The organism is Curtobacterium sp. 320, from assembly GCF_031455235.1.
Lineage (GTDB): Bacteria > Actinomycetota > Actinomycetes > Actinomycetales > Microbacteriaceae > Curtobacterium.
Genome location: NZ_JAVDSI010000001.1, coordinates 1 through 22,748, shown reverse-complemented (window position 1 = coordinate 22,748; position 22,748 = coordinate 1). Strand labels below are relative to the sequence as shown.

Annotated in this window: 28 protein-coding genes; 16 read left to right on the top strand and 12 right to left on the bottom strand. The window is 72.2% G+C overall.

What is annotated here, in order from left to right; all coding sequences use genetic code 11:
• Window positions 1-65: 65 nt before the first annotated feature.
• Genes J2X60_RS00140 through mvk form a run of 5 tightly spaced genes read right to left on the bottom strand, consistent with a single transcriptional unit; the run spans window position 66 to window position 5,364 of the window.
• The gene (locus J2X60_RS00140) at window positions 66-1,223 is read right to left on the bottom strand and encodes a hydroxymethylglutaryl-CoA synthase (protein WP_070418056.1); all 1,158 of its coding nucleotides are present in this window, start codon (window positions 1,221-1,223) and stop codon (window positions 66-68) included.
• Entirely contained in the window at window positions 1,220-2,284 is a 1,065-nt protein-coding gene (locus J2X60_RS00135; RefSeq protein WP_309886042.1) for a hydroxymethylglutaryl-CoA reductase, read from the bottom strand. Before J2X60_RS00135 ends, J2X60_RS00140 begins: the two co-directional genes overlap by 4 nt.
• The gene (locus J2X60_RS00130; protein ID WP_070418054.1) at window positions 2,277-3,359 is read right to left on the bottom strand and encodes a phosphomevalonate kinase; all 1,083 of its coding nucleotides are present in this window, start codon (window positions 3,357-3,359) and stop codon (window positions 2,277-2,279) included. The genes J2X60_RS00135 and J2X60_RS00130 overlap by 8 nt, the downstream gene beginning before the upstream one ends.
• Window positions 3,356-4,375, bottom strand: coding sequence for a diphosphomevalonate decarboxylase (gene mvaD / locus J2X60_RS00125; RefSeq protein WP_309886040.1), 1,020 nt, complete (start codon window positions 4,373-4,375; stop codon window positions 3,356-3,358). The genes J2X60_RS00130 and mvaD overlap by 4 nt, the downstream gene beginning before the upstream one ends.
• Complete coding sequence (gene mvk / locus J2X60_RS00120; RefSeq protein ID WP_083413974.1) at window positions 4,375-5,364, bottom strand: mevalonate kinase; 990 nt, start codon at window positions 5,362-5,364, stop codon at window positions 4,375-4,377. Before mvk ends, mvaD begins: the two co-directional genes overlap by 1 nt.
• A gap of 102 nt (window positions 5,365-5,466) precedes the next feature.
• On the opposite strand from mvk, the gene J2X60_RS00115 reads away from it, so the two are divergent.
• Window positions 5,467-5,946, top strand: a complete 480-nt coding sequence (locus J2X60_RS00115) for a hypothetical protein (RefSeq protein ID WP_309886036.1) — start codon at window positions 5,467-5,469, stop codon at window positions 5,944-5,946.
• A gap of 81 nt (window positions 5,947-6,027) precedes the next feature.
• On the opposite strand, the gene J2X60_RS00110 is transcribed toward J2X60_RS00115, so the two are convergent.
• Window positions 6,028-6,501 carry a MarR family transcriptional regulator gene (locus J2X60_RS00110; protein WP_309886034.1) on the bottom strand — a complete coding sequence of 158 codons (474 nt, stop codon included), beginning with the start codon at window positions 6,499-6,501 and terminating at the stop codon, window positions 6,028-6,030.
• 41 nt (window positions 6,502-6,542) lie between these two features.
• On the opposite strand from J2X60_RS00110, the gene J2X60_RS00105 reads away from it, so the two are divergent.
• The 4 genes from J2X60_RS00105 to J2X60_RS00090 are packed head-to-tail and all read left to right on the top strand — an operon-like array spanning window position 6,543 to window position 9,377.
• Complete coding sequence (locus J2X60_RS00105) at window positions 6,543-7,457, top strand: EamA family transporter (RefSeq protein WP_309886032.1); 915 nt, start codon at window positions 6,543-6,545, stop codon at window positions 7,455-7,457.
• A gap of 21 nt (window positions 7,458-7,478) precedes the next feature.
• Window positions 7,479-7,934, top strand: a complete 456-nt coding sequence (locus J2X60_RS00100) for a MarR family winged helix-turn-helix transcriptional regulator (RefSeq protein WP_175473692.1) — start codon at window positions 7,479-7,481, stop codon at window positions 7,932-7,934.
• 21 nt (window positions 7,935-7,955) lie between these two features.
• The gene (locus tag J2X60_RS00095) at window positions 7,956-8,378 is read left to right on the top strand and encodes an organic hydroperoxide resistance protein (protein WP_022905450.1); all 423 of its coding nucleotides are present in this window, start codon (window positions 7,956-7,958) and stop codon (window positions 8,376-8,378) included.
• 24 nt (window positions 8,379-8,402) lie between these two features.
• Window positions 8,403-9,377 (top strand): zinc-binding dehydrogenase, encoded by a 975-nt coding sequence (locus J2X60_RS00090; RefSeq protein ID WP_309886471.1) that lies wholly within the window; start codon window positions 8,403-8,405, stop codon window positions 9,375-9,377.
• Window positions 9,378-9,450: 73 nt separating this feature from the next.
• Here J2X60_RS00090 and J2X60_RS00085 read toward each other — a convergent pair whose 3' ends face one another.
• Window positions 9,451-10,908, bottom strand: coding sequence for a sugar porter family MFS transporter (locus tag J2X60_RS00085; protein WP_070418050.1), 1,458 nt, complete (start codon window positions 10,906-10,908; stop codon window positions 9,451-9,453).
• 129 nt (window positions 10,909-11,037) lie between these two features.
• The gene (locus J2X60_RS00080) at window positions 11,038-11,565 is read right to left on the bottom strand and encodes a hypothetical protein (RefSeq protein ID WP_309886029.1); all 528 of its coding nucleotides are present in this window, start codon (window positions 11,563-11,565) and stop codon (window positions 11,038-11,040) included.
• A 137-nt stretch (window positions 11,566-11,702) separates the two neighbouring features.
• Here J2X60_RS00080 and J2X60_RS00075 point away from each other — a divergent pair, with 137 nt between their 5' ends.
• A complete protein-coding gene (locus J2X60_RS00075) occupies window positions 11,703-12,263 on the top strand; it encodes a DUF937 domain-containing protein (protein WP_309886027.1) in 561 nt (186 codons plus the stop codon).
• A 97-nt stretch (window positions 12,264-12,360) separates the two neighbouring features.
• Here the strand turns inward: J2X60_RS00075 and pgi are convergent, their stop codons facing one another.
• The 4 genes from pgi to J2X60_RS00055 form a co-directional block, all read right to left on the bottom strand.
• A complete protein-coding gene (gene pgi, locus J2X60_RS00070; RefSeq protein WP_070418047.1) occupies window positions 12,361-14,070 on the bottom strand; it encodes a glucose-6-phosphate isomerase in 1,710 nt (569 codons plus the stop codon).
• Window positions 14,071-14,215: 145 nt separating this feature from the next.
• Window positions 14,216-16,432: a heavy metal translocating P-type ATPase gene (locus J2X60_RS00065; RefSeq protein WP_309886025.1), complete on the bottom strand. Its 2,217-nt coding sequence runs from the start codon at window positions 16,430-16,432 to the stop codon at window positions 14,216-14,218.
• Window positions 16,429-16,647, bottom strand: a complete 219-nt coding sequence (locus J2X60_RS00060; protein WP_070418044.1) for a heavy-metal-associated domain-containing protein — start codon at window positions 16,645-16,647, stop codon at window positions 16,429-16,431. The genes J2X60_RS00065 and J2X60_RS00060 overlap by 4 nt, the downstream gene beginning before the upstream one ends.
• Window positions 16,648-16,658: 11 nt before the next feature.
• Window positions 16,659-16,964, bottom strand: coding sequence for a metal-sensitive transcriptional regulator (locus tag J2X60_RS00055; RefSeq protein WP_139199276.1), 306 nt, complete (start codon window positions 16,962-16,964; stop codon window positions 16,659-16,661).
• Between the two features lie 66 nt (window positions 16,965-17,030).
• On the opposite strand from J2X60_RS00055, the gene J2X60_RS00050 reads away from it, so the two are divergent.
• The 10 genes from J2X60_RS00050 (at window position 17,031) to J2X60_RS00005 (ending at window position 22,586) form a co-directional block, all read left to right on the top strand.
• Window positions 17,031-18,218 carry a helix-turn-helix domain-containing protein gene (locus J2X60_RS00050; RefSeq protein ID WP_309886023.1) on the top strand — a complete coding sequence of 396 codons (1,188 nt, stop codon included), beginning with the start codon at window positions 17,031-17,033 and terminating at the stop codon, window positions 18,216-18,218.
• A 160-nt stretch (window positions 18,219-18,378) separates the two neighbouring features.
• The gene (locus tag J2X60_RS00045; protein ID WP_092385867.1) at window positions 18,379-18,849 is read left to right on the top strand and encodes an Asp23/Gls24 family envelope stress response protein; all 471 of its coding nucleotides are present in this window, start codon (window positions 18,379-18,381) and stop codon (window positions 18,847-18,849) included.
• Window positions 18,846-19,037, top strand: coding sequence for a DUF2273 domain-containing protein (locus J2X60_RS00040; RefSeq protein ID WP_070418041.1), 192 nt, complete (start codon window positions 18,846-18,848; stop codon window positions 19,035-19,037). The genes J2X60_RS00045 and J2X60_RS00040 overlap by 4 nt, the downstream gene beginning before the upstream one ends.
• Entirely contained in the window at window positions 19,034-19,348 is a 315-nt protein-coding gene (locus J2X60_RS00035) for a hypothetical protein (protein ID WP_309776741.1), read from the top strand. Before J2X60_RS00040 ends, J2X60_RS00035 begins: the two co-directional genes overlap by 4 nt.
• 9 nt (window positions 19,349-19,357) lie before the next feature.
• Complete coding sequence (locus tag J2X60_RS00030; RefSeq protein WP_309886017.1) at window positions 19,358-19,933, top strand: DUF6286 domain-containing protein; 576 nt, start codon at window positions 19,358-19,360, stop codon at window positions 19,931-19,933.
• A complete protein-coding gene (locus J2X60_RS00025; RefSeq protein ID WP_309886016.1) occupies window positions 19,930-20,493 on the top strand; it encodes a hypothetical protein in 564 nt (187 codons plus the stop codon). The genes J2X60_RS00030 and J2X60_RS00025 overlap by 4 nt, the downstream gene beginning before the upstream one ends.
• A gap of 87 nt (window positions 20,494-20,580) precedes the next feature.
• Complete coding sequence (locus tag J2X60_RS00020) at window positions 20,581-20,754, top strand: CsbD family protein (protein ID WP_070418037.1); 174 nt, start codon at window positions 20,581-20,583, stop codon at window positions 20,752-20,754.
• A 76-nt stretch (window positions 20,755-20,830) separates the two neighbouring features.
• Complete coding sequence (locus J2X60_RS00015; protein WP_309886014.1) at window positions 20,831-21,949, top strand: Asp23/Gls24 family envelope stress response protein; 1,119 nt, start codon at window positions 20,831-20,833, stop codon at window positions 21,947-21,949.
• Window positions 21,946-22,362: an MFS transporter permease gene (locus J2X60_RS00010; protein ID WP_309776759.1), complete on the top strand. Its 417-nt coding sequence runs from the start codon at window positions 21,946-21,948 to the stop codon at window positions 22,360-22,362. Before J2X60_RS00015 ends, J2X60_RS00010 begins: the two co-directional genes overlap by 4 nt.
• Before the next feature lie 38 nt (window positions 22,363-22,400).
• The gene (locus tag J2X60_RS00005) at window positions 22,401-22,586 is read left to right on the top strand and encodes a hypothetical protein (RefSeq protein ID WP_309886012.1); all 186 of its coding nucleotides are present in this window, start codon (window positions 22,401-22,403) and stop codon (window positions 22,584-22,586) included.
• Window positions 22,587-22,748: the final 162 nt, after the last annotated feature.

Genomic DNA, 22,748 nt, shown 5'->3' with positions numbered 1-22,748 from the left:
CGCGGTGCCGGCCGGCACCGCGCCTCCCGTCCGTCAGCCGGTCACGTCAGGGACGCGCGGTCACGTCAGGGACGGGTCGCCTCGTAGCGGCGTGCGCCACCGCGCACCCCGGCGAAGCGGTACGGCGCAGCCGTGACCCGCGGACGCTCGACGTCCTCGCTCGTCGCGGCACCCGCGGCGTGCAGCTCGCGGTAGGCGTCGACCGAGAGCGGCACCCGGGCTGCGAGGAGCTCGCGGACCCGACCCACACGGCGGTGCTCGCGGTACGCCGGCTGCACGATGCCGGTGATGAGCTCCCCGACGCTGCCGGACCCGTAGCTGAACAGGCCGATGCGCTCCCCGGCGAGGTCGTCGTCGAGGTCGAGCAGTGCGGCCAGCCCGATCCAGAGCGACGCCGTGTAGGTGTTGCCGGTCTGCTTGTTGTACGTGAACCCGAGAGCGAGCTCGGACTCGTCGAAGGGCACCCCGACGTGCTGCGTGAGCTTCCGGTGCGCCTTGAGCGCCATCTTCGTGAACGGCTGGTGGTGGACGAAGCGCACGATGTCCTCGTACGCCGGGCCCCCCTGCGCCGCGAGGTCGTCCCACGCCCCGACGAACGCGTCGACGTAGGCGCTCACGGACAGGCGGCCGTCGACGAGCGCGGTGGAGCGGTCGTTCGGCCGCCAGAAGTCGTCGACGTCGGCGGTGAACACACCCGCGGCCGGCTCGATCTCGATGAGGTCGGGGTCGGCGGCGATCAGGATCGCGGCGGCGCCGGCACCCTGCGTCGGCTCGGCGGCCGTGTCGACGTCGTAGCGCGCGACGTCGGCGGCGATGACGAGCACGCGCTCCCGCGGAGCACGCGCGACGATGCCGAGGGCGAGCTGGACGGCAGCGGTCCCGCCGTAGCAGGCCTGCTTCAGCTCGACGACACGGACGTTCTGCGGCAGCCCGAGCAGGCCGTGCACGAACACCCCGGCGGCCTTCGACTGGTCCACACCGGACTCGGTGGCGAAGAGCACCGTGCGGATGCCGTCGGCACCGTGTCGGTCGATGAGCTCCTTCGCGGCGGCGGCGCCCATCGTGACGATGTCCTCGTCGGGAGCGGGCACGCTGAACGCGTCCTGCCCGATGCCGACGTGGTACTTCGCGGGGTCCACCCCGAGGCGCTCGGCGAGGTCGTCCAGCTCGAGCACGTGGTGCCCGGTCGCGACGGCGAGGTCGTGGATGCCGATGCGGGTCACGCTGCACCTCCGGCGGGCTTCGTGCCGCGACGCTCCATCGCGACGTGGGCGGCCATCAGCTCGCCCGGGTTGGTCTGCGCGGCGAGCAGGGAGAGTTCCCCGCACAGGACGGTCGCGGCGCAGAGGGCGGCGAGCCGGCGTGCGTTGGCACCGGGCTCGCGGTCCTCGCGGCAGCCGAGGCGCACGAGGGCGTCCTCGACGACGGGCAGGTCCCCGCCCTTGCCGTTGCCGACCGTGCCGACGATGAGGTGCGGGAGCGAGGTGGCGAAGTACAGGTCGCCGTCGCGGTCCTCGGCGCTCGTGATGCCTTGGGACCCCTCGACGATGTTCGCCGCGTCCTGCCCGGTGGCCAGGTAGAAGCCGAGGAGCATGTTCGCGTAGTGGGCGTTCGCGGAGCGGATGGCCCCGGCGATGGTCGACCCGACGAGGTTCTTCGCGACGTTGAGCTCGGCGATGCGTGCCGCGCTCGACCGGAGCCGCTTCTCGACGACCTCGCCCGGGATCACGATCTCGGCGACGGTGTTCCGGCCGCGTCCGCGGATGCCGTTCACCGCGGTGGCCTTCTTGTCGGTGCAGAAGTTGCCCGAGACGCTGACGTACCGCAGGCCCGGCTCCCACGCGAGGATCGCCGGCAGGAGCTTGTCCGCCGCCTGCGTGACCATGTTGTGCCCGGAGGCGTCGCCGGTGGTGAACGCGAAGCGCAGGAACAGCAGGTCCCCGACGATCTCCGGGTGCACCTCGATGAGCTTCGCGAAGCGGCTCTGGCCGGCGACGATCTGCTCGAGCTCGTCCTGCCGGGCGAGGATGCGCCCGGTCGCGAGGTGAGCCGCGGCCGCGCTGTCGGCACGGACCACGACCGAACGGGTCATGCGCTCGTCGACGACGGTCGCGACGATGCCGCCCTCGACCATGCGCGAGATGCGGGCACCGCGGCCGACGGACGGCCAGAGCGGCGACTCGTACGTGGCGAGCGGCACCTCGTGCTCGCCCTCCACCGCGTTGCCGCTGATGCGGATCGGCCCCACCCACTTCGTGGGGATCGGGGTCAGCAGGTCAGTCATCGACGCTCCCTTCGGGCGCTTGCACCGCGACGCTGAGGTGTCTGATGTCGTGCGCCTCCCAGGCGCGGTGGATGCCGGCGAGGTCGGTGTCCGCCGGGACGAGCGCGATGCCGCAGTCGCCGCCGCCGGCACCGGACGGCTTGGCCGCCCCGCCCGCGGCTTCGACGACGTCGCACAGGGTCGCGAGTCGCTCGGTCTCGATCTGCGAGCCGACCGACGTGCCGAGGCGCTGGAGCAGCCCACGGGCGCGCCGGAGTGCCCCGAGGGTGCGCTCGGCGTCGCCGGTCTGCAGACCGACGGTGAGGTCGTCGACGCAGGTGCGACTCTCGTCGAGGAACGCCTGGTAGCCGCCGTTGCGGTGCCGACGGACGACACCGACGAGCTTCGTGGTCGAGGCCGGCGAACCGGTCCAGCCGACGAGCAGCTCGAGGTTCTCGGGGGCGGGCAGCCGCTGGACGTCGAAGCCCTCCCACGCGTCCGCGTCGCCGAGGATCTCGGTCACGGTGCGGGTGTCGAGCTGCGCCGCGAGCCGTTCGCGGTCCGGCGCGCTGTAGCGGAGCCAGCCGCCGAAGGTGCTCGCGGCGAGGTCCCCGCCGGATGCGCGCGGGTTCACCCGGATCGTGGCGAGCAGGGCGACCTGGAAGCGCTTCCGCTGCGAGAGCCCGAGCCCGTAGAAGCGGTCGAGGGCCCCCACCGTGGCGACGGTCACCGCCGCCGAGGACCCGAGCCCGAACTTCCGGCCGCTCGCGTCGTCGAGCTGGCTGTGGATGCGGAGGTCGTGGAACCGCGGCGCGATGCCCTGCTCGGCGCGGAGCTTCTCGACGAGGTCGATCGTCGCCATCACGTAGTCGTACGGGTGGTGCTCGGTGTCGAGTGCGATGCCGTCCTCGGCGCGGGTCCAGGTGAGCGGGAGGTGACCGTACTCCTCGGAGTGCACGCTGCCGGCACCGTGGCCCTCGCGCACGCGCGCGGTGATGGCGCGGTCGAGGGCGATGATGACGGACGGCTGGCCCGGCTCGACGACGGCGTACTCGCCCGCGACGAACAGCTTGCCGTGGGCACGGAACTCGATCACTCGGCGGACTCCTCTGGTCGGACGACACCCGGTGCGGGTGCCTCCGGGTCCTGCGTCGCAGGGACTTCGGAGCCGAGCAGGCGCGCGCCTGGTCCGGTACCGGACTCGATCACGTCGCCGAAGCCCGCGAGCGCGGACGCGACGGCGCCCCGGTCCTCGGGCTTCGTGAGCACGACGACGTTCGGGCCGGCGTCGGCGGTGGCGTACGCCTCGACCCCGGCGGCACGGAGTTCGGCCACGGCGTCGAACACGGCGACGCTGCGGGCGTTGAGGTAGCGGATGGGCGGGAAGGCGCCCTCGATCGTGGCGTGCATGCGGAGGGCGTTGCTCTCGGTCAGCTCGCCGATGCGGGTGAAGTCCCCCGCGGCGCAGGCGGTGAGCATGTCCCCGACGGTCTCGGTGGTCGAGGTCACCCAGGCGGGGTAGAACGGCGACGTCGCGATGGTGCGCCGCATCGCCTCGCGCGAGCCGACCGCCTTCGGGCCGGCGTCGATCGTCACGACGACCATGGCCATCGGCGGCGCGGGGATCGGCTCGGCGTAGGAGCCCTCGTCGTCGCCGGCGTGCCAGACCGCCACGCCACCGGGGATCGACCGGGTGGCCGAACCCGAGCCGCGTCGGGCGAGCCGGGACAGGTCGCGCGCGGAGAGGTCGAGACCGTACGCCGCCGCGGCCGCGGTCGCGAGCGCCGCGAACCCCGAGGCGCTCGAGGCCAGTCCGGCTCCGGTCGGCACGGTGTTCTCGGACACCACCGACGCACGCGCCGAGGACCCGGCGAGCTCGCGCACGAGGTCGAGGAACTGCGTGACCCGCACGAGCGCCCCGTCGGTCGAGACCGAGCCGTTGAGCGTGAGGGTGTCGTCCGCCGTGTCGCCGACGGTCACCGACGTCGTCGTCGGGAACACGTCGAGTCCCATCGAGACGCTGCCGGTCGCCGGCAGGGCGAGTGCGGCGTCTGCCTTGCCCCAGTACTTGACGAGGGCGATGTTGGGGTGCGCGACGGCGGTGGCGGTCATCAGGCGCGGTCTCCGATCGTGGTGGTCCAGGTGGCTGCGGCACCTGCGCCGCGCAGTGCGGCCGCGATGCGGTCCGCGTGGTCGACGTCCGTGGCGAGGGCGATGACGCATCCGCCGCGGCCCCCGCCCGTGAGCTTCGCGCCGAGGGCGTCGGCCGCACGTGCGGCGCCGACGAGCCGGTCCAGGTCGTCGCTCGACACGTCGAGGTCGCTGAGCAGCTCGTGCGCGGCGTCCATCGTGGCACCGAGCGCCTGTGCGTCGCCGTCCACGAGCGTCGCCCGCGCGCGTCGGGCGAGTGCGCCGATCCGGTCGATCACGGCACCGGTGCCGTCCGGGTCGGCGTCGTGACGGGCACGGACGGCGGACACCGCCTCGCGCGTGTGGCCGGGGACCCCGGTGTCGGCGACCACGAAGGCGAACCGGGCGCCGAGCTCGACCGGCTCGATGCGGCCGCCCTCGAACCAGACCGGTGCGTCGGCGACGACCCCGCGGGCGTCGAGTCCGGACGGTCGACCGTGGGCGACCCGCTCGCACTCCTGGATGAGTCCGTGGTGCGCCTCGGCGTCGAGCGTCTCGCCGAGTGCGTCCGCGACCGCCGCGGTCACCGCCGCTGCCACCGCCGCGCTCGATCCCATGCCGCGAGCGGTGGGGACCTCGCTGTCGACGCGCACGTGGAAGCGGCGGTCCGTCACGCCGAAGTGCCGCAGCGTGGCGGTGACCGCGGTGACGGTCGGCATCACGGCGGCGGGTGCGAGGTCGAGCGGGCCGGTGTGCACGGTCGACTCGAGGTGGTGCCCCTCGGCGTCGTCGATCGGCGTGACCGTCGCGACCACCACGGCGTCGATGACCGGCAGGACGAGCGCGGGTGCGCCGTAGACCACGGCGTGCTCCCCGATCAGGATCGTCTTGCCGTGGGACGACGCCCTACCGGTGCGGCGGGTGGGGCCGGCTCCAGTGGTCGCTGAGTTGTCGAGGTCGTTGGTGGTCATCGTGGGTCACGTCAGCCTAACCGTCCCGGCCATGCGCGCGCTCGACGGTGTCCGTACCCCGCCCGTGAGCCCGCTCCACGAGGTCGCCGTTCCGGGCGTACGGTGTGCCGGTTCGTCTACGGGTTCGGTGTCGGGCGCGCGACCGCGCAGCTCACGAGGGTCGTGCTGCGGGACGTCCCGGTCGAGCGCAGCGGCGAGGCCTCGGGCGCCCAGAGCACCGCCCGGCAGATCGGGTCGGCGCTCGGCATCGCGGTGCTCGGCACGGTGCTGTTCACGTCGACCGGCACGCTGCTGCAGCACCGGCTCGAGGACGCCGGGGCCTCGAGCGCGTCCGCGTCGCAGATCGCGGACGCCGTGGTCGCGTCCTCCGGCGGGTCGATCGCGGCACTCACCGAGCAGAGTCCGACGGCAGGAGCCGCTGCGGCCGAGGCGTTCAGTGACGGCACGCGCGCGGCCGCCTGGTCGGCCGCGGGCTTCCTGGTGCTCGGCCTCGCGGCGACCCTGCGCCTGCGCAGCCGGCCGGAGGACACCGAGGAGGCCGGACCGGACGCCGCCCCGGCGACCGCCGACGCGACCGACTGACGGACGGGAGGCGCGGGTCGGCCCCGCCCCGCGCCTCCCGTCCGCCGCACCGGACCCCGCGCCGGGGGCGGCGCGGGTCGCTCACTCGGCCAGACGCGCCAGCAGGCCAGCGAGCGCGACGCGCTCCTCGTCCGTGAAACGTTCGAGGAGTCGGCGTTCGGTCTCCAGGTGCTCCGGCAGCACCCGGTCCAGCAGCGCCTTGCCCTCGGTGGTGAGCTCGACGATCTTGCCGCGGCCGTCAGCCGGGTTCGCGGTCCGACGGACGTACCCGAGCGACTCCAACCGGTTGAGTCGTTGCGCCACCGCACTGGAGGTCACCATCGCCTGGGTCGCCAGCTCGACGGGGGTGAGCCGGTACGGCGCACCCTGCCGGACGAGCGACGCCAGCACGTCGAACGTCGAGGCGTCGATCCCGTGCCGGGCGAACGTCTCGGCGAGCGCGGCGTCGACCGCTGTGGCCGCCCGGCTCAGCCGCCCGATGACCGCCATCGGGCTCGGGTCGAGATCGGGCCGCTCCGCGCGCCACTGGGCGAGCACTCGATCGACGTGGTCCACACAGCGATCGTAATCGCTCAGCACTGAGGTACATTTGCTCAGTGCTTAGCAATCGGATCGCCGTCGTCACCACGACCGCTCTCGCGCCGGTCGTGTGGGGGACGACCTACTCCGTCTCGACGACCTTCCTCCCGGACGGTCATCCACTGCTGACGGCCACGCTGCGAGCACTCCCCGCCGGGCTGATCCTGCTCGCGATCTGCCGGCGTCTGCCCCGCGGCGCGTGGTGGTGGCGGTCACTGGTGCTCGGCGCCCTGAACATCGGCGCGTTCTTCGCCTTCCTGTTCGTCGCCGCGGATCGACTACCCGGAGGTGTCGCGGCGGTGATCGGCGGCGTGCAACCCCTGCTCGTCGCTCTGCTGGCATCCCGGTTCCTCGCGGAACGACTGACCCCCGTCACGATCATCGCGGGCTCCGGAGGGCTGGTCGGCGTGGCCCTGGTCGCGCTCCGCGCCGAGGCGGCACTCGACCCGGTCGGTGTCGCCGCCGCCCTGCTCGGCGCTGGGTCGATGGCAGTCGGCGTCGTGCTCACGAAGCGCTGGGCCTCCACCGAGTCGCCGGTCGTGACGACCTCGTGGCAGCTGCTCGCCGGCGGACTCCTGCTGGCGGCGCTGACCCTGACGACGGAGCCACTCCCGACGTCGGGGGTGACGCTCGGCGCCGTCGCGGGGTACGCGTGGTTGGCGATCGTGGGAACGGCGTTCGCGTACCTGGTCTGGTTCCGTGGCCTCGCGGTACTGCCGACCCGGGTGCCGGCGTTCCTCGGGCTCCTCAGCCCGATCGTGGCGCTCGCGATCGGGACCCTCGTCGCCGGGGAGACGCTCTCGTCCGCGCAGGTCGTGGGCATCGGCGTCGTCCTCGCCGCGGTCGGGACGGCGGTGACCATGGGCGGTCGACCGGGGCGTGACCGGGACAGATCGGCAACAGGTGTCCCCGATACGGTTGTGCACAACTGAGTTGCGTGCAATGCTTGTGGCATGCCCGTGACCGACGAGATGGTGTGCTTCTCCCTCTACGCGGCGAGCCGTGCGACCACGCAGGCGTACCGGACCCTGCTGGAACCGTGGGGGCTCACCTACCCGCAGTACCTCGTCCTCGTGACGCTGTGGATCGAGGGCGACCAGACCGTCTCCGGTCTCGGCGACCACCTGCAGCTCGACTCCGGCACCCTCTCGCCGCTCCTGCGCCGCATGGAGCAGTCGGACCTCGTCCGTCGCGAACGTCGCAGCACCGACGAGCGGGTCGTCACGATCACGCTCGGTGACCGCGGCCGCTCGATCCGCGGCGAACTGGCCCACATCCCGTCGACGATCGCGGCCGGGATGGGCCTGCCCGACGAGCACGCCGCGACGGAACTCATCGCGACGCTGCACCGGCTGACCGAGACCATGCACGCCGCTGCGACGCCGAACCGCGCCGCCGCGGACCACTGACCCCACGAAGGAAGGAACACCATGGAAGCCCTCTACACCGCCGAGGCCCTCTCCACCGGCGCCGGCCGCGACGGCCGCGTCGCCACCAGCGACGGCTCGTTCGCGCTCGACCTCGCGATCCCGAAGGAGATGGGTGGCTCGGGCGCCGGCACCAACCCCGAGCAGCTCTTCGCCGCCGGGTACGCCGCGTGCTTCCACTCGGCACTGCAGGGTGTCGCCCGCAGCCAGAAGGTGAAGATCGCCGACTCCTCCGTCGGCGGCCGCGTGCAGATCGGCCCGAACGGCGAGGGCGGCTACCAGCTGGCCGTGCTGCTCGAGGTCGTCCTGCCCGGGCTCGAGCACGACCAGGCACAGGCCCTCGCGGACGCCGCGCACCAGGTCTGCCCGTACTCGAACGCGACCCGCGGCAACATCGACGTCACCATCACCGTCTCGGAGGACTAGTCCATGAGCACCACCCCCACCACCATGCGCGCCGTCGTCCACGAGACCTTCGCCGAGCCGGCCGAGGTCCTCGGCGTGCAGGAGCGCCCGGTCCCCACCCCCGGCACCGGCGAGGTCCTCGTCCGCACGGTCCTCTCCCCCATCCACAACCACGACCTCTGGACCGTCCGCGGCACCTACGGCTTCAAGCCCGAACTGCCGGCGGCCTCCGGCACCGAGGCGCTCGGCGTGGTCGAGGCCCTCGGCGAGGGCGTCACGAACCTGCAGGTCGGCCAGCGCGTCGCCGGCGGGGCGTTCGGCGTCTGGGCCGAGTACTACACCGCGAACGCCGCCGGGCTCGTCCCGGTGCCCGACGCGATGCCCGACGAGGCCGCGGCACAGCTCGTCTCGATGCCGTTCAGCGCGATCAGCCTGCTGCACTCGCTCGACCTGCACGAGGGCGACTGGCTGATCCAGAACGCCGCGAACGGCGCGGTCGGCCGCATGGTCGCCCAGCTCGGCGCCGCGCGTGGCATCAACGTCATCGGGCTCGTCCGCCGCGCCGCCGGCGTCGAGGAACTCCGCGAGCAGGGCATCGAGCGCATCGTCGCCACCGACGCGGACGACTGGAAGGACCAGGTCGCCGCGATCACCGGCGGTGCGCCGATCGTCGCGGGCGTCGAGTCCGTCGGCGGCAAGGCAGCCGGCGACATCGCGAGCGTCCTCGGCGAGAACGCCACCCTCGTCGTGTTCGGCGCGATGGCCTCCCCCACGCTCGAGATCCCGTCCGGCAAGGTCATCTTCGGCCAGCTCACGGTGAAGGGATTCTGGGGCAGTGTCGTGAGCAAGACGATGCCTGCTGAGACGAAGGGGCAGCTCTTCGGCGAGCTCATCACCCGCGTGCTCGACGGTTCGCTGACGCTCCCCGTCGCGGAGACGTTCGCCTTCGAGGACGTCCGCGACGCGGTCCGCGCCTCGGACACCGCCGGCCGCGTCGGCAAGGTGCTCCTGCGCCCGTAGACGCGACAGTGCAACGGACTGGAGGCGCGGTGCCAGCTGGCACCGCGCCTCCAGTCCGTTGCGTCGGTGGGCTCTACCGCCGTGCCTGCTTCGCGGGGACCGTGAAGATGTTGCCGGTGGTGACACCCTCCTCGACCTCTTCGAGGGTGCGGCCGCGGCTCTCCGGGACGAACTTCCAGATGAAGAGCAGGGCGAGCACGCCGACGATCGCGAAACCGAAGAAGGTCCCGGTGATGCCGGTCGCGGCGACGATGGTCGGGAAGTACAGCCCGAGGAACGCGTTCGCGATCCAGAGGCAGAACACCGCGATGCCCATACCGAGCGCACGGATCTGCGTCGGGAAGATCTCGGACAGGATCACCCACGTGGCGATGTTGAGGAACGTCTGCATCGAACCCACGAACGCGACGACGAGGAACAGGATGACCCACGGGCGGGCCGGGTTGCCCTCGACGAGCGTCATCGACGCGATGCCGATGAGGAAGTGGCAGACCGTCGTCAGCGAGTAGCCCAGGATGAGCGTCGTGCGCCGGTTGATCTTCTCCATGTTGTAGATCGCGATCACGCCACCGATGACGGCGATGATCCCGGGGGCGATGTTCGCGATGAGTGCCGCCGACTGCTGGAAGCCCGACTCGATGAGCACGGTCTGGCCGTAGTACATGATCGAGTTGATACCGGTGAGCTGCTGGGCGACACCGATGCCGGCGCCGATGAGCACGATGCGGATCAGCCACTTGTTGCCGAGCAGGGTGCGCCAGCCGCTCTGCTGCTGCACCTTCGACTCGAACTCGTTCGAGCGCTTGATGTCCTCGAGCTCGGCCTCGGCGCGTTCCTTCGAGCGGATCTGCCCGAGGACCTCGAGCGCCTCGTCGTTGCGGCCCTTCGACGCGAGCCAGCGCGGCGACTCGGGGACGCGCAGCATGCCGACGAACAGTGCGATCGCGGGGAGCGCGCAGACGGCGAGCATGACGCGCCAGACGCCGTTGCCCTCACCCCAGAGGTTGCCGATGATCGCGTTCACGACGAAGGCGGCGAGCTGCCCGATGACGATCATGAGCTCGTTGCGGCCGGAGAGCGACCCGCGGATCTCGTAGGGGGCGAGTTCGGCCAGGAACACCGGGACGACCGTGGACGCACCGCCGACCGCCAGACCGAGCAGGACACGACCGACCACCATCACGCCGAACACCGGCGCGAACACGCAGATCAGCGTGCCGACGAAGAACGTGACCGCGAGCAGGATGATCGTCTTGCGGCGACCCCAGCCGTCCGCGATCCGACCGCCGAGCATGGCGCCGATCGCGGCACCGAAGAGGAGCGAGCTCGTGACGACGCCCTCGGTGAGGTTCGTCAGGCCGAGCTCCTGCTTCATCGGCAGGAGCGCGCCGTTGATCACGCCGGTGTCGTAGCCGAAGAGCAGCCCGCCGAAGGTGGCGACGAGCGCGAGGACGCCGAGGCGGCGGACGTGCGGACCCTGTCCGACGGGCGGGAGCGGGACGCTCGGGGCTGTCGGTTTGATGTCGACCATGCGGGTGACTCCTTCGTCAGTGATCAGGCTGCATCGCTTGGAAGGATCGTAACCCGAATCCATGTCCTGTCAATCGGTCATGAAGACAACATGACGATTGGATCGCTCCACGAAAGTCCTGGTCAGCGATCATTCGTCGTCGTTGGTCGACTCGTCCAGCACGTCCCCCAACGACGCCATGTCCGCACCGTGGTCCGTGTAGCGCCGGACCGTCCGCCGCGCCGCGGCGCTCGCGGCACCCGAGAGTCGTGGGTTCTTCCGTGCGGCGTCGGCGACGCGTCCGGCGTGCCCCGCGGTCGACAGCAGGATGTTCGCCAGGGCCCGCGCGTCACCCGGTTCCGGCACACCCGTGACCGTCCACGCCGTGCGGACCTGTTCGTCGGGCGTGACCCCGCGCCGCGTGCCCATCCGGTGCCAGTCCGAGAGCGAGCCCTCGGTCCGGGAGGCGGCACGGTCGGCCTCTCCCGCCCGCCGACGGTCGGCGTCGCGCGCGGCGTCGTCCGCGGCTTCGCTCCGCTCGATCCGGTCGACGAGCCCGTCCGCCCGCTTCCGGACGAGTTCAGCCCGCTCGCGGGCGGCGGCGTCGTCACCACCGGCTTCGGCGATGCGGGCGGCGTGCGCGGCAGCCGCCGCGGCGAGGATCTCCGAACGCTCCATGCTCCGACGGTAACCCGTGCGGCCGACAGCGCCGCACACGAACCGCGCGAACGGGTTCCGGATAGCCTCCAGCCAGCAGCGGCACCTCGTGCGCTCCCGCACGGTAAGCCGACGACCACGAACGGAAGTGGACGACCATGGCAGGACTCGACGACCTCCGCGGGGCGATCCCGATCGGCGACATCGCGAAGAGGCTCGGCATCGACGAGGCGACCGCGAGGAACGCCGTCAGCCGGGCGGTCCCGGCGCTCGTCGGCGGGCTGCAGAAGAACGTGGAGAACGGTGGCGCGGCCTCGCTCGACAAGGCCCTCGACAAGCACGCCGCGAAGCCGGACCCCAGCACGATCGACGACGTCGACGAGGAGGACGGCAACAAGATCGTCGCCAACGTCTTCGGCGGCAAGCAGCAGGACGTGGCGGCGGCGCTCGGCAGCACCGGCGGCGGCGTGGACCTCGGCGGGATCATCGGCAAGGTGCTCCCGCTCGTCGCGCCGATCGTGCTGAGCAAGCTCGGGAACGAGAAGGCGGCGACGCAGTCGGGCGGTGGCGGGTTCGACATCGGCGGGCTGCTCGGGGGCTTCCTCGGTGGCGGCTCCGGTGCGGCCGGCGGGGCGGCCGGCGGCAAGGGTGGCGGCGGCCTCGACGTCGGCGGCATCCTCGGCAGCCTGGGCGGCCTGCTCGGCGGCGGCAGGAAGTAGCGCGGCAGCGACGGCCGCCGGCCGCAGGGCGACCAGCAGACGGACGGGAGGCGCGGTGCCAGCCGGCACCGCGCCTCCCGTCAGTCAGGTGCGTGCGTTACTCGCCGCGCAGCTCCAGGTACTTGGCGATGAGCGCCTTCGTCGAGGAGTCCTGCGCGTCCAGCGCAGCCTGGTCACCATCGACCGCCGGGGCGATCTGCAGCGCCAGCTGCTTGCCGAGCTCGACGCCCCACTGGTCGAACGAGTCGATGCCCCAGATGGTGCCCTCGGTGAACACGATGTGCTCGTACAGCGCGATGAGCTGGCCGAGGACGCTCGGGGTGAGCTCCGGCGCGAGGATCGACGTCGACGGCTTGTTGCCGGTGAACGTGCGGGCGGAGACGATGGCCTCGTCCGTGGTGCCCTCGGCGCGGACCTCGTCCGCGGTCTTGCCGAACGCGAGCGCCTTCGTCTGCGCGAAGAAGTTCGCGAGGAACAGCGCGTGCACGTCCTGCCCGGGCTGCACGGCCCCGCCGTCGCCGGTCTCGTCCTTGAGCGGACGAGCGGGCTTCGCGACCGTGATGAAGTCCGTCGGGATGAGTCGCGTGCCCTGGTGGATGAGCTGGTAGAACGCGTGCTGGCCGTTCGTGCCCGGCTCGCCCCAGAAGACCTCGCCGGTCTCGGTGGTGACGGGCGAGCCGTCCCAGCGGACGCGCTTGCCGTTCGACTCCATGGTGAGCTGCTGCAGGTACGCGGCGAAGCGGTGCAGGTACTGCGTGTACGGCAGGACCGCGTGGCTCTGCGCGCCGAGGAAGTTCGAGTACCAGACGTTGAGCAGGCCCATCAGGACGGGGACGTTCTGCTCGAGCGGCGTCGTGCGGACGTGCTCGTCGATGGCGTGGAAGCCCGCGAGGAACTGCTCCCAGTTCTCCGGGCCGATGGCGATGACGACGCTCGTGCCGATGGCGGAGTCGACCGAGTAGCGGCCGCCCACCCAGTCCCAGAAGCCGAAGGCGTTCTCCGGGTCGATGCCGAACGCGGCGACCTTGTCGAGCGCGGTCGAGACGGCCACGAAGTGCTTCGCGACGGCGTTCGACTTCTCGTCGTCGGAGGCGTCGGTGAGGCCGAGCCGCTCCCAGAGCCACTGCCGTGCGAGGCGGGCGTTCGTGAGGGTCTCGAGCGTGCCGAAGGTCTTCGAGGCAACGATGAAGAGCGTGGTCTCGGGGTCGAGGTCCGCGGTCTTCTCGTAGATGTCCGCGGGGTCGATGTTCGAGACGAAGCGCGCCTCGAGCCCGGGCTGCACGTACGGCTTCAGGGCTTCGTAGACCATGACCGGGCCGAGGTCCGAGCCACCGATGCCGATGTTCACGACGGTCTCGATGCGCTTGCCGGTGACACCGGTCCAGGACCCGTCGCGGACCTTCGTGGCGAAGGCGTAGACCTTGTCGAGCGTGGCGTGCACGTCGGCGTCGACGTCCTGGCCGTCGACGACGAGCGCCGGCGAGGCACCCTTCGGGCGGCGGAGGGCGGTGTGCAGGACGGCGCGGTCCTCGGTGGCGTTGATGTGCTCACCGGCGAGCATCGCCTGGAAGCGCTCGGCGACGCCGGTGTCCTTCGCGACCTGCAGCAGGTCCTGGAGGATCTCGTCGGTGACGAGGCCCTTCGACAGGTCCACGGTCAGGTCGGCGGCCTGGAACGTGTAGCGCTCGGCACGACCGGGGTCGGTGTCGAACCACCCTCGCAGGTCCGGGGTGAAGCCGTCGGCGATGCCGGCGAGCTTCTTCCAGCCGTCGGTCGATGTGGGGTCGACGGGAGCGGATTCGGTCACTTGGGTCCTCCTGGGATCACCTTCAAGACGTACAAGCCCGCGGGTCACCGCAGCGCTGCGTCGCGGACCGTCTTCGAGCGTAGCGCCGTCCGACGGGTGGCGCGCACCGCCGGACGGGAGGCGCGGGGTGCGTTCGCTGCGCGCGTCACCCGGGCAGCGGGGTGAAGCGGCGCAGGCGCAGGCTGTTCGTCACGACGAACACCGACGAGAACGCCATCGCGGCACCGGCGAGCACCGGGTTGAGCAGCCCCGCCATCGCGAGCGGGATCGCCGCCACGTTGTACGCGAACGCCCAGAACAGGTTCCCCTTGATCGTGCGCAGGGTGGCCCGGGACAGCCGGATCGCCTCGGCCACGACCGTCAGGCGGCCGCTGACCACCGTGATGTCGCTCGCTGCGATCGCCGCGTCCGTGCCGGCCCCCATCGCGATGCCGAGGTCGGCAGCGGCGAGGGCCGCGGCGTCGTTCACGCCGTCGCCGACCATCGCCACACTGCGCCCCTCGGCCTGCAGGCGACGGACGGTCTCGAGCTTCGAGGCCGGGGTGGCGCGGGCGTGCACCTCGTCGATGCCGACCGCGGCGGCGACGGCACGGGCAGCGCCCTCGTTGTCGCCGGTGAGCAGCACCGGGTGCAGGCCGAGCTCCACGAAGCGCCGGACGGCGTCCGCTGCCTCGGGCTTGACCGTGTCCGCGACGACGACCACGCCGAGCGCGCGTCCGTCCGTCGCGACGACGACCGCCGTGCCGCCGTCCGCCTCGGCATCCCGGACCGTCTGCGCCACGGCGTCGGGCACCGTGATCGCCCACGACTCCTCGAGCCACGCGACGGTCCCGACGAGGACGACCTCGCCGTCGACGACCGCCTGGACGCCGGCGCCGGGCGTCGCGGTGAACTGCGCCGCACCGCCGACGTCGAGTCCGCGGGCCCGTGCGGCCGTGACGATCGCCCGCGCGACCGGGTGCTCGGAGCCGTCCTCGACCGCGGCGGCGAGCCGGAGGACGGCCGCGTCGTCGGTGTCCGGCGTGCCGGTGACCGAGCGGAGGGCCATCGACCCCGTGGTGACCGTGCCGGTCTTGTCGAGGACGATCGTGTCGACGCCGCGGGTCTGTTCGAGGACCTGCGGACCGCCGATGAGGATCCCGAGCTGCGATCCCCGGCCGGTCCCGACGAGCAACGCGGTGGGGGTCGCGAGTCCGAGCGCGCAGGGGCACGCGATGATGAGCGTGGCCACCGCCGCGGTGAAGGCCGCCGTCAGGGAGCCGCCGAGGACGAGCCACCCGACGAAGGCCAGCACCGCGAGCCCGATGACGATCGGGACGAAGACGCCGGACACCCGGTCGGCGAGGCGCTGGACCTCGGCCTTCCCGGTCTGCGCGTCCTCGATGAGACGACCCATGCGGGCGAGTTCGGTGTCGGCGCCGACCCGGGTGATCGTGACGACGAGCCGCCCGCCGACGTTGATCGTGGCGCCGGTGACGTCGTCGCCCGGGCGGACCTCGACCGGTACGGACTCGCCGGTGAGCATGCTGAGGTCGACGGCCGACGAGCCCTCGCGCACGGTGCCGTCGCTCGGGATCCGCTCCCCCGGCCGCACGACGACCACGTCGCCGACGACGAGCGAGGCGGCGGGCACGCGGGACTCGGATCCGTCGCGGAGCACCGTCGCGTCCTTCGCCCCGAGTTCGAGCAGGGCGCGGAGCGCGGCCCCGGACTGCTGCTTCGCGCGGGCCTCCATGTACCGCCCGGCGAGGATGAACACGGTCACGGCGGATGCGACCTCGAGGTACAGGTCGCTCGCCTCGGGGTCGGTGGCGAACCACGAGAAGGTCATGTGCATGCCGGGCATCCCGGCGTCGCCGAGGAACAGCGCGTACAGCGACCACCCGAACGCCGCGAGGACGCCGACGCTCACGAGGGTGTCCATCGTCGCGGCACCGTGCCGGGCGTTCACCCACGCAGCGCGGTGGAAGGGCAGGGCGCCCCAGACGGCCACGGGGGCGGCGAGTGCGAGGGCCAGCCACTGCCAGTTCGGGAACTGCAGCACGGGCACCATCGACAGGACGACGACGGGGAAGGCGAGGACGGCGGAGACGACCAGGCGCTGGCGGAGCGCCGCGGACGCATCGTCCTCGCGCGGAGTGCCGGAGTCGTCCGGTGCGGGCACGGACGCCCCGTACCCCGCCGACTCCACGGCCGCGATGAGCGCGCCGGTGTCCGAGCTGCCGGAGACCGTGGCCTTCTCGGTCGCGTAGTTCACGGTCGCCGTGACGCCGGGGAGCTTGCCGAGCTTCCGTTCGATGCGGGTCGCGCACGAGGCGCACGTCATCCCCGTGATGTCGAGTTCGACCCCGCCGTCCGTCACGACCGCACGACCTCGTAGCCGGCCTCGGTGACCGCGGCGCGGAGCGCGTCGGACGGCACCGGGGCGTCGGACGTCACCGTGACCTCGGACGCACCGCCGGGCACGAGTCGCACCCGGACGTCGGACACGCCGTCGAGCTCGGTGAGTTCCTCGGTGACGCTCATCACGCAGTGGTCGCAGGTCATGCCCTCGACGAGCAGCAGTTCGGTGTTCATGGTGGTTCCCTTCAGGAGCGGACGAGTCGGGCGATGGCCTCGCTGGCTTCGCGGACCTTGGCGTCGGCAGCCTCGCCGCCCTCGGCGACGGCCTCGGCGACGCAGTGCTTGAGGTGGTCCTCGAGCAGCGACAGGGCGACACGCTCGAGCGCCCGGTTCGCTGCGGAGATCTGGGTGAGGACGTCGATGCAGTACGTCTCGTCCTCGACCATGCGGGCGATGCCGCGGACCTGACCCTCGGCTCGGCGGAGTCGCTTGAGCAGGTCGTCCTTGTCGCCGATGTAGCCGACGTGTTCGTGCATGCTGGCCTCCGTCATTGTCAATACGGTACCCCCCTAGGGTATTCCCGAGCACAGAGGATGCAACCGTGGCAGGATGCGCCCATGACCGAGGCGGCGACGAACGGCTTCCGCAGGCTGCGGTTCGCGGACGCCGACGGCTCGGACTACTCCGACATCTTCGAGGCCGAGTACCACGGCTCGGACTTCGCCTCGGACACGTTCGCGACCGAGGACGCCCGCTACGAGTACACGGTCGTGGGCGACGACGACCTGACGCTCCGCACGATGCGCGCCGAGGGCGGGAAGCGCGGTGGCGTCATCGGCCCGCGGGACGACCACGTCGTGTTCTGGCTCACCAGGGGCCAGCTCGAGATGCACTTCGCGGACCGCTCCCGCGTGGTGGAGCCCGGGAGCCCGTACATCGCCTCGGCGTCCGAGGCCTACCGCTTCGAGTCCACGGGCACGGTCTACAACGGCGTGCACATCGCCGACCGGTTCCTCCGCACGGTCGGGCGGGACCTCGGATTCGCCCTCCCCGACGGGCCGCTCCTGTTCGAGCAGCAGGACGAGGCCGTCGCGCGCCAGGAACCCCTCCGCCACCTCGTCCGCGAGATCGGCCCGATGCTGGTCGACGACCGCGTGCTCGGACCGATGCGGACGGCACTCAACCGGCGGCTCGCCGTCGTCGTCCTCGACACCTTCCCGATCCGGAACCGCGGATCGGACGTCCCGGTGGCGAACCGTCTGCGGGACGCGGTGCGGTTCATCGAGGAGCACGCCGCCGAGCGTCCCTCGGTCCCCGAGATCGCCGTCGCGTGCGGGCTCAGCCAGCGGGGGCTGCAGGACGTCTTCGCGAGAACGCTCGACTCGACCCCGCACCGGTTCCTCCGCGACCACCGGCTCGACCGCGTCCGACGCGAGCTCCTGCACTCGGACGGCGACGAGAGCGTCACCGAGATCGCCCGACGTTGGGGCTTCACGAACCACGGTCGCCTCGCCGGCGCGTACCGCGACCGGTACGGCGAGGACCCGGCCACGACGCTCCGCTCGTCGCGCGCCGCCAAGCCGGGCCGCGCCTCCTGGCGGCTCCGCCGAGCCGTCGAGTTCATCGAGTCGCACCCCGACGAACCGGTGACGCTGCAGGCGATCGCCGACGCGGCGGGCGTGCGTCCGCGCCGGCTCCAGCAGCTCTTCCGGGAGGAACGGGGCGAGTCCCCGATGGCGGCCGTACGGTCGATCCGTGGTGCTGCAGGGCGCAACCGGTCGGACGGAATCAGCGCGGTCCACTGAACGTCCCACCAGCCGGGGTACGGAAACACAGGCATCCGGCGGTGTCTCTGAAAAGTTCCTGAATCCGATCACCCCCGTGTGACGAACGTCTGGTTGGCCCCGTCTCATCCGTGAACAGCAACCGCTGGGAACGCCCGGCGGGTCAACGGAAGGAACGAACATGGCTGACACCACGACCACAACGACTGCTTCGGCTGCGACGGCTTCGGCGGTCGCTCGGAACACGGGCACCCACACCGGCGGCGTCACGGGCAAGACCGTCATCGACGACACCGTCGTGTCGAAGGTCGCCGGGATCGCTGCGCGTGAGGTCAACGGGGTGCACTCCCTCGGCAACGGCGCCGCGCGTGCGATCGGAGCGATCCGTGACGCGATCGGCCAGCGTGACTTCGGTCAGGGCGTCAAGGTCGAGGTCGGCGAGAAGCAGGTCGCCGCGGACATCGTGATCGTCGCGGAGTACCCCGTCGCACTGCAGCAGGTCGCCGACGGCGTCCGTGCCGGTGTCGCCCGTGCCCTCGAGCAGATCGTCGGCATGGAGGTCGCCGAGGTGAACGTGACCGTGCAGGACGTCTTCATCCCGGGTGACGACGACGACAAGGACGACGAGAAGAAGGAAGCGCGAGTCGCATGAGCAACACACTGATCGGAGCCCTCATCGGGGCGATCCTCGCCGTCGTGGCGCTGCAGTTCGGCTTCTGGGGCTTCGTGCTCGTGGTCGTGTTCGGTGCCGTCGGGGCCCTCGTGGCCGCGCTCGTCACCGGCCGCATCGACCGGGGTGCCCTCGCCGACGTGCTGACCGGACGCCGGAGCTCCCGGTGAACGCCGGCCCGGACGTCCCGGGCCGCGTCGAGATCACCGCTCGCGCACTGACCTCGCTGGCGCGGGCCGTCGCAGCCGAACGGCTCGGCGCCCCCGCCAAGCGGGTGCGCGTCGGTCTCGGCGACACCTCCGGCGCGCTCGCGCTCGACATCACCGGCCCCATCGCCGCGGGCGACGACATCGTCACCCGCACCGCCCGGGTCGCGGACGAGGTCAAGGGCCGTGTCGGAGAACTCACCGGCCGCCGCGTCGGCAGTGCCCACATCGAACTCACCGGGATCGTGCGCGAGCACCGGTCCCGGATCGCCTAGGAGGCCATCATGAGCAACGGTTCCGTCGAACGACGCATCCGTCGCCGGAGCGTGCACCGCTCCCGCTCGACCGCCGTGGCGGTGTCGCTCGTGGTGCTCGCCCTGGTCGCTGCGTGGATCGGCACCGAAGCGGCCCTCGCCGCCATCGGCCGGCCCCCGCTGATCGCCGACCCGCAGACCGTCGTCGACGCCGCGCTCCGCCCGGACGCCGCGTTCGTCACGATCGCCGAGGTCATCGCCGTGGTCCTCGTGGTCCTCGGTGTGGTCCTGATCGTCCTGGCCCTGAAGCCCGGCCGGCAGCACCGCTCCGTCATCGACCACGACCGTGGTGCCGTCGTCATCGACACCCGCATCCTCGCCTCCACCGCCGCGAACGCCGCGGGGATGGCCGCCGGTGTCCCGGAGGGCAACGCCTCCGCGACCGCCCGCGGACGCTCCACCAAGGTCCGTGTGGTTCCCGTCAGCGGGATCCCCGTCGACGACGCCGTCATCCGCGACGCCGTCCGGGACCGCCTGTCGGGGCTCGACGAACGCTTCGGCCGACGCGTGAGCGTCACGGTCGAGGAGAAGGGAACCCTCGCATGACCAAGAGCAACCGGACCCTGAACCGGATCATCCTGTTCGTCCTCGGCCTCGTCGCGGTCATCGTCGGCATCTCCATCGGCGCGGGCGTCCTGCCCGCCGTCCGCGACGCCGTCGAACCCTACGCGACCCTCCCGAACCGGCTGAGCGTGCTGGCGTCGTCGCTGTGGATCATCGTCGCGGCCTGCGCCGTGGTGATCGTCCTGGCGTTGGTGTGGGTGTTCACCCGCGGAGGCGGCGGCACGTCCGTCGCCGTCCGGGAACGCTCCGGCGACGACCAGGTCACCGTCAACGTCGCCCTCGTCCGCGACGTCGTCGACCACGAACTCGACGGCGTCCGCGACGTCATCAGCGCCCGCGTCGACACGTACCTCGTCCGACGCCAACGCGCCGCACGCATCCGCGTCGCGGTCCGCCGCGGCGGCGACGCCGTCACCGTCCTCACCGCCGTCGACCAGGCCATCACCGTCCTGGACCGCACCCTCGGCCGGCAAGTCCCCGTCCTCGTCCACCTCACCGGCGGCACCCGCTCCACCCTCGCCAAATCCACCCGCGTCCACTGACAGCCGTCAGGCGGACGTGAACCGGGCCTGCCGGTCCACCAGATCACCACCCACCGGGCACGCGCCCGACCGAAGAAAGGACCCGTCATGGGACTCGACGACAAGATCAAGAACGCTGCTCAGGACCTCGCCGGCAAGGCGAAGGAAGCGGTCGGCAAGGCCACGAACGACGACTCGAAGGTCGCCGAGGGCCAGAAGGACCAGGCCGCCGCGAGCGTCAAGCAGACCGGCGAGGACGTCAAGGACGTCTTCAAGAAGTAGGACGCACGAACCGTGTCGGGGCACTCGCCTGGTCGAGTGCCCCGACGCGTTCCGGCGGACCGAACGAGGAGGAACCATGCAGCACGACCCGAATGCGCACACACAGGTCACCGAGGTGGCCCTGCCCGCGGAGCTCACCGAGCCGCTTCCCGACGACGCGAGCACCGTGACGCTCGTCGCCCGGACCGCGGCGGAGACCGCTCTGGGCGTCCCCGGCGTGCACCACCTCGGCGGGATCGCCGCCCGCGCCGCCGACCAGCTCCGACAGCAGCTCGGACGCAGCGCCGGTACCGCCGGGGTGCAGGTCGACGAGGAGGACGGCGCCCTCGGCGTGCGGGTCTCCGTCGTCGTCAGCTACCCGCACCCGGTGATCGCCGTCGCGGACGAGGTCCGCAAGCAGGTGACCGCGGCCACGCGCCAGCTCTCGGACGTCCCCACGTCGGTCGACGTGCGGGTGCTCGACGTGCACGGTCCGTTCGACGACGAGCAGTCCCCGCTCGGCCGCGCGGCAGAGGCCACCGGCGACGCGGTCAAGCAGGCCGCGACCGCCACCGCCGACGCCACCAAGCGAGCCACCGACGCCACGGGTGAGGCGCTCAAGGAGGCCGCGACGGTCACCGCGGACGCCACGAAGCGCGCCGCGTCCGCCACGGCCGACGCGACGAAGCGCACCGCCGAGGCGACGGCCGACGTCGCTCGACAGGCCGCCGACGCCACCCGCGACGCCGCGGAGGCCACCGTCGAGCAGGCCGGCAAGGCAGCCGATGCCACGGCCGACGCCACCCGCCGTGCGGCGGACGTGACCGCCGACGCCACGAAGCGCGCCGTCGACAGCGCGGCCGAGACCACCGGCAACGTCCGGGACGCGGCAGCGGAGGCGCTCGTCCGGTCCTCCGAGTTGGCAGCGGACGCCGCCGACTCGGCGAAGGACGCCGCGGCCGGCGCACGTGATGCCGTCGTCGACACCGTGGCCGAACCTGCTGCCACCGAGTCCGCGGCGCCCGCGGATCGTGCGGCTGCGGCTGCCGAGGCAGCGGAGGACGCGGCCGCAGCAGCGGCCGAGTCGGCCGACGCGGCCGCACAGGCCGCCGCTGACGACGCACCGGTCGTGTCGGACGCACCGGCCGGGTCGGACGCACCGGTCGTGTCGGACACCGACGCGCAGGCCGGTCGGCACCGCCAGGACCGCTCGTGACCACCGCGTGGTCGGGCAACCGCCGGACGAAGGTCCGGCGGCCCCGCCCCCGCGGCGTCTGGATCGCGAGCGGCATCGGCGTCGTCCTGGTCCTCGGGACGCTGCTCGGTGCGTTCCTCCCCCTCGTCGGGTTCCTCGGCGGGGTGACCGCCACCACCGCCGGACTCGTCCCGTTCCCGTTCGTCCGGGTGACGATCGTGGCGCTGCTCGGGGCCGTCGTGGTCCTCGGGTTGCTGCTCCTGGCGTTCACCCGGCGGCACACGACCACGGCGACGATCGCCGTCGTGCTCGCCGTCCTGATCAGCATCGCCGTGACCGCGGTCCCGGTCGTCCTGGTGGCCGTCGGTTCGGCAGACCGTGCCGGAGACGTGTGGCCGATCGTCACGGAGCTCTGGAACCGCTTCACCGGCTGAGGTCCTCGGCCGCCCGCACCACCATCGAAGGAGTCCCCATGCGCAACCGCATCATCCTCATCGGCGCCATCGTCTTCATCGGGTTCTGGTTCGGCGCGCGCGCCACCCGCCCCGTGAACAAGAAGTCGAAGACCCAGACCGCGCGCGAGCTGTGGAACGACCCGCGTTCGCGGAAGGCACGCAAGAAGCTCGGCAAGAAGATCGCCAAGGCGGCGAAGCACTGACACGACCGGAGGCGGGGGGGGGGGGGGGGGGCGCGGGGGGGGGGGGGCCCCCCCCCCCCCCCGCGGGGGGGGGGGGGGGGCCCGGGGGGGGGGGGGGGGGGCGGGGGGGGGGGGGCGGGGGGGGTACGCGAAAACGACCCTCAGCCATACGGTGCAAGCGGC

Coding starts and splice junctions, on each gene's coding strand:
- J2X60_RS00135 (WP_309886042.1), bottom strand. CDS start 2,284: ATGACTGACCTGCTGACCCCGATCCCCACGAAGTGGGTGGGGCCGATC.
- mvaD (WP_309886040.1), bottom strand. CDS start 4,375: ATGACCGCCACCGCCGTCGCGCACCCCAACATCGCCCTCGTCAAGTAC.
- mvk (WP_083413974.1), bottom strand. CDS start 5,364: ATGACCACCAACGACCTCGACAACTCAGCGACCACTGGAGCCGGCCCC.
- J2X60_RS00100 (WP_175473692.1), top strand. CDS start 7,479: ATGCCCGTGACCGACGAGATGGTGTGCTTCTCCCTCTACGCGGCGAGC.
- J2X60_RS00095 (WP_022905450.1), top strand. CDS start 7,956: ATGGAAGCCCTCTACACCGCCGAGGCCCTCTCCACCGGCGCCGGCCGC.
- J2X60_RS00090 (WP_309886471.1), top strand. CDS start 8,403: ATGCGCGCCGTCGTCCACGAGACCTTCGCCGAGCCGGCCGAGGTCCTC.
- J2X60_RS00085 (WP_070418050.1), bottom strand. CDS start 10,908: ATGGTCGACATCAAACCGACAGCCCCGAGCGTCCCGCTCCCGCCCGTC.
- J2X60_RS00080 (WP_309886029.1), bottom strand. CDS start 11,565: ATGGAGCGTTCGGAGATCCTCGCCGCGGCGGCTGCCGCGCACGCCGCC.
- J2X60_RS00075 (WP_309886027.1), top strand. CDS start 11,703: ATGGCAGGACTCGACGACCTCCGCGGGGCGATCCCGATCGGCGACATC.
- J2X60_RS00060 (WP_070418044.1), bottom strand. CDS start 16,647: ATGAACACCGAACTGCTGCTCGTCGAGGGCATGACCTGCGACCACTGC.
- J2X60_RS00055 (WP_139199276.1), bottom strand. CDS start 16,964: ATGACGGAGGCCAGCATGCACGAACACGTCGGCTACATCGGCGACAAG.
- J2X60_RS00050 (WP_309886023.1), top strand. CDS start 17,031: ATGACCGAGGCGGCGACGAACGGCTTCCGCAGGCTGCGGTTCGCGGAC.
- J2X60_RS00045 (WP_092385867.1), top strand. CDS start 18,379: ATGGCTGACACCACGACCACAACGACTGCTTCGGCTGCGACGGCTTCG.
- J2X60_RS00040 (WP_070418041.1), top strand. CDS start 18,846: ATGAGCAACACACTGATCGGAGCCCTCATCGGGGCGATCCTCGCCGTC.
- J2X60_RS00030 (WP_309886017.1), top strand. CDS start 19,358: ATGAGCAACGGTTCCGTCGAACGACGCATCCGTCGCCGGAGCGTGCAC.
- J2X60_RS00025 (WP_309886016.1), top strand. CDS start 19,930: ATGACCAAGAGCAACCGGACCCTGAACCGGATCATCCTGTTCGTCCTC.
- J2X60_RS00020 (WP_070418037.1), top strand. CDS start 20,581: ATGGGACTCGACGACAAGATCAAGAACGCTGCTCAGGACCTCGCCGGC.
- J2X60_RS00015 (WP_309886014.1), top strand. CDS start 20,831: ATGCAGCACGACCCGAATGCGCACACACAGGTCACCGAGGTGGCCCTG.
- J2X60_RS00005 (WP_309886012.1), top strand. CDS start 22,401: ATGCGCAACCGCATCATCCTCATCGGCGCCATCGTCTTCATCGGGTTC.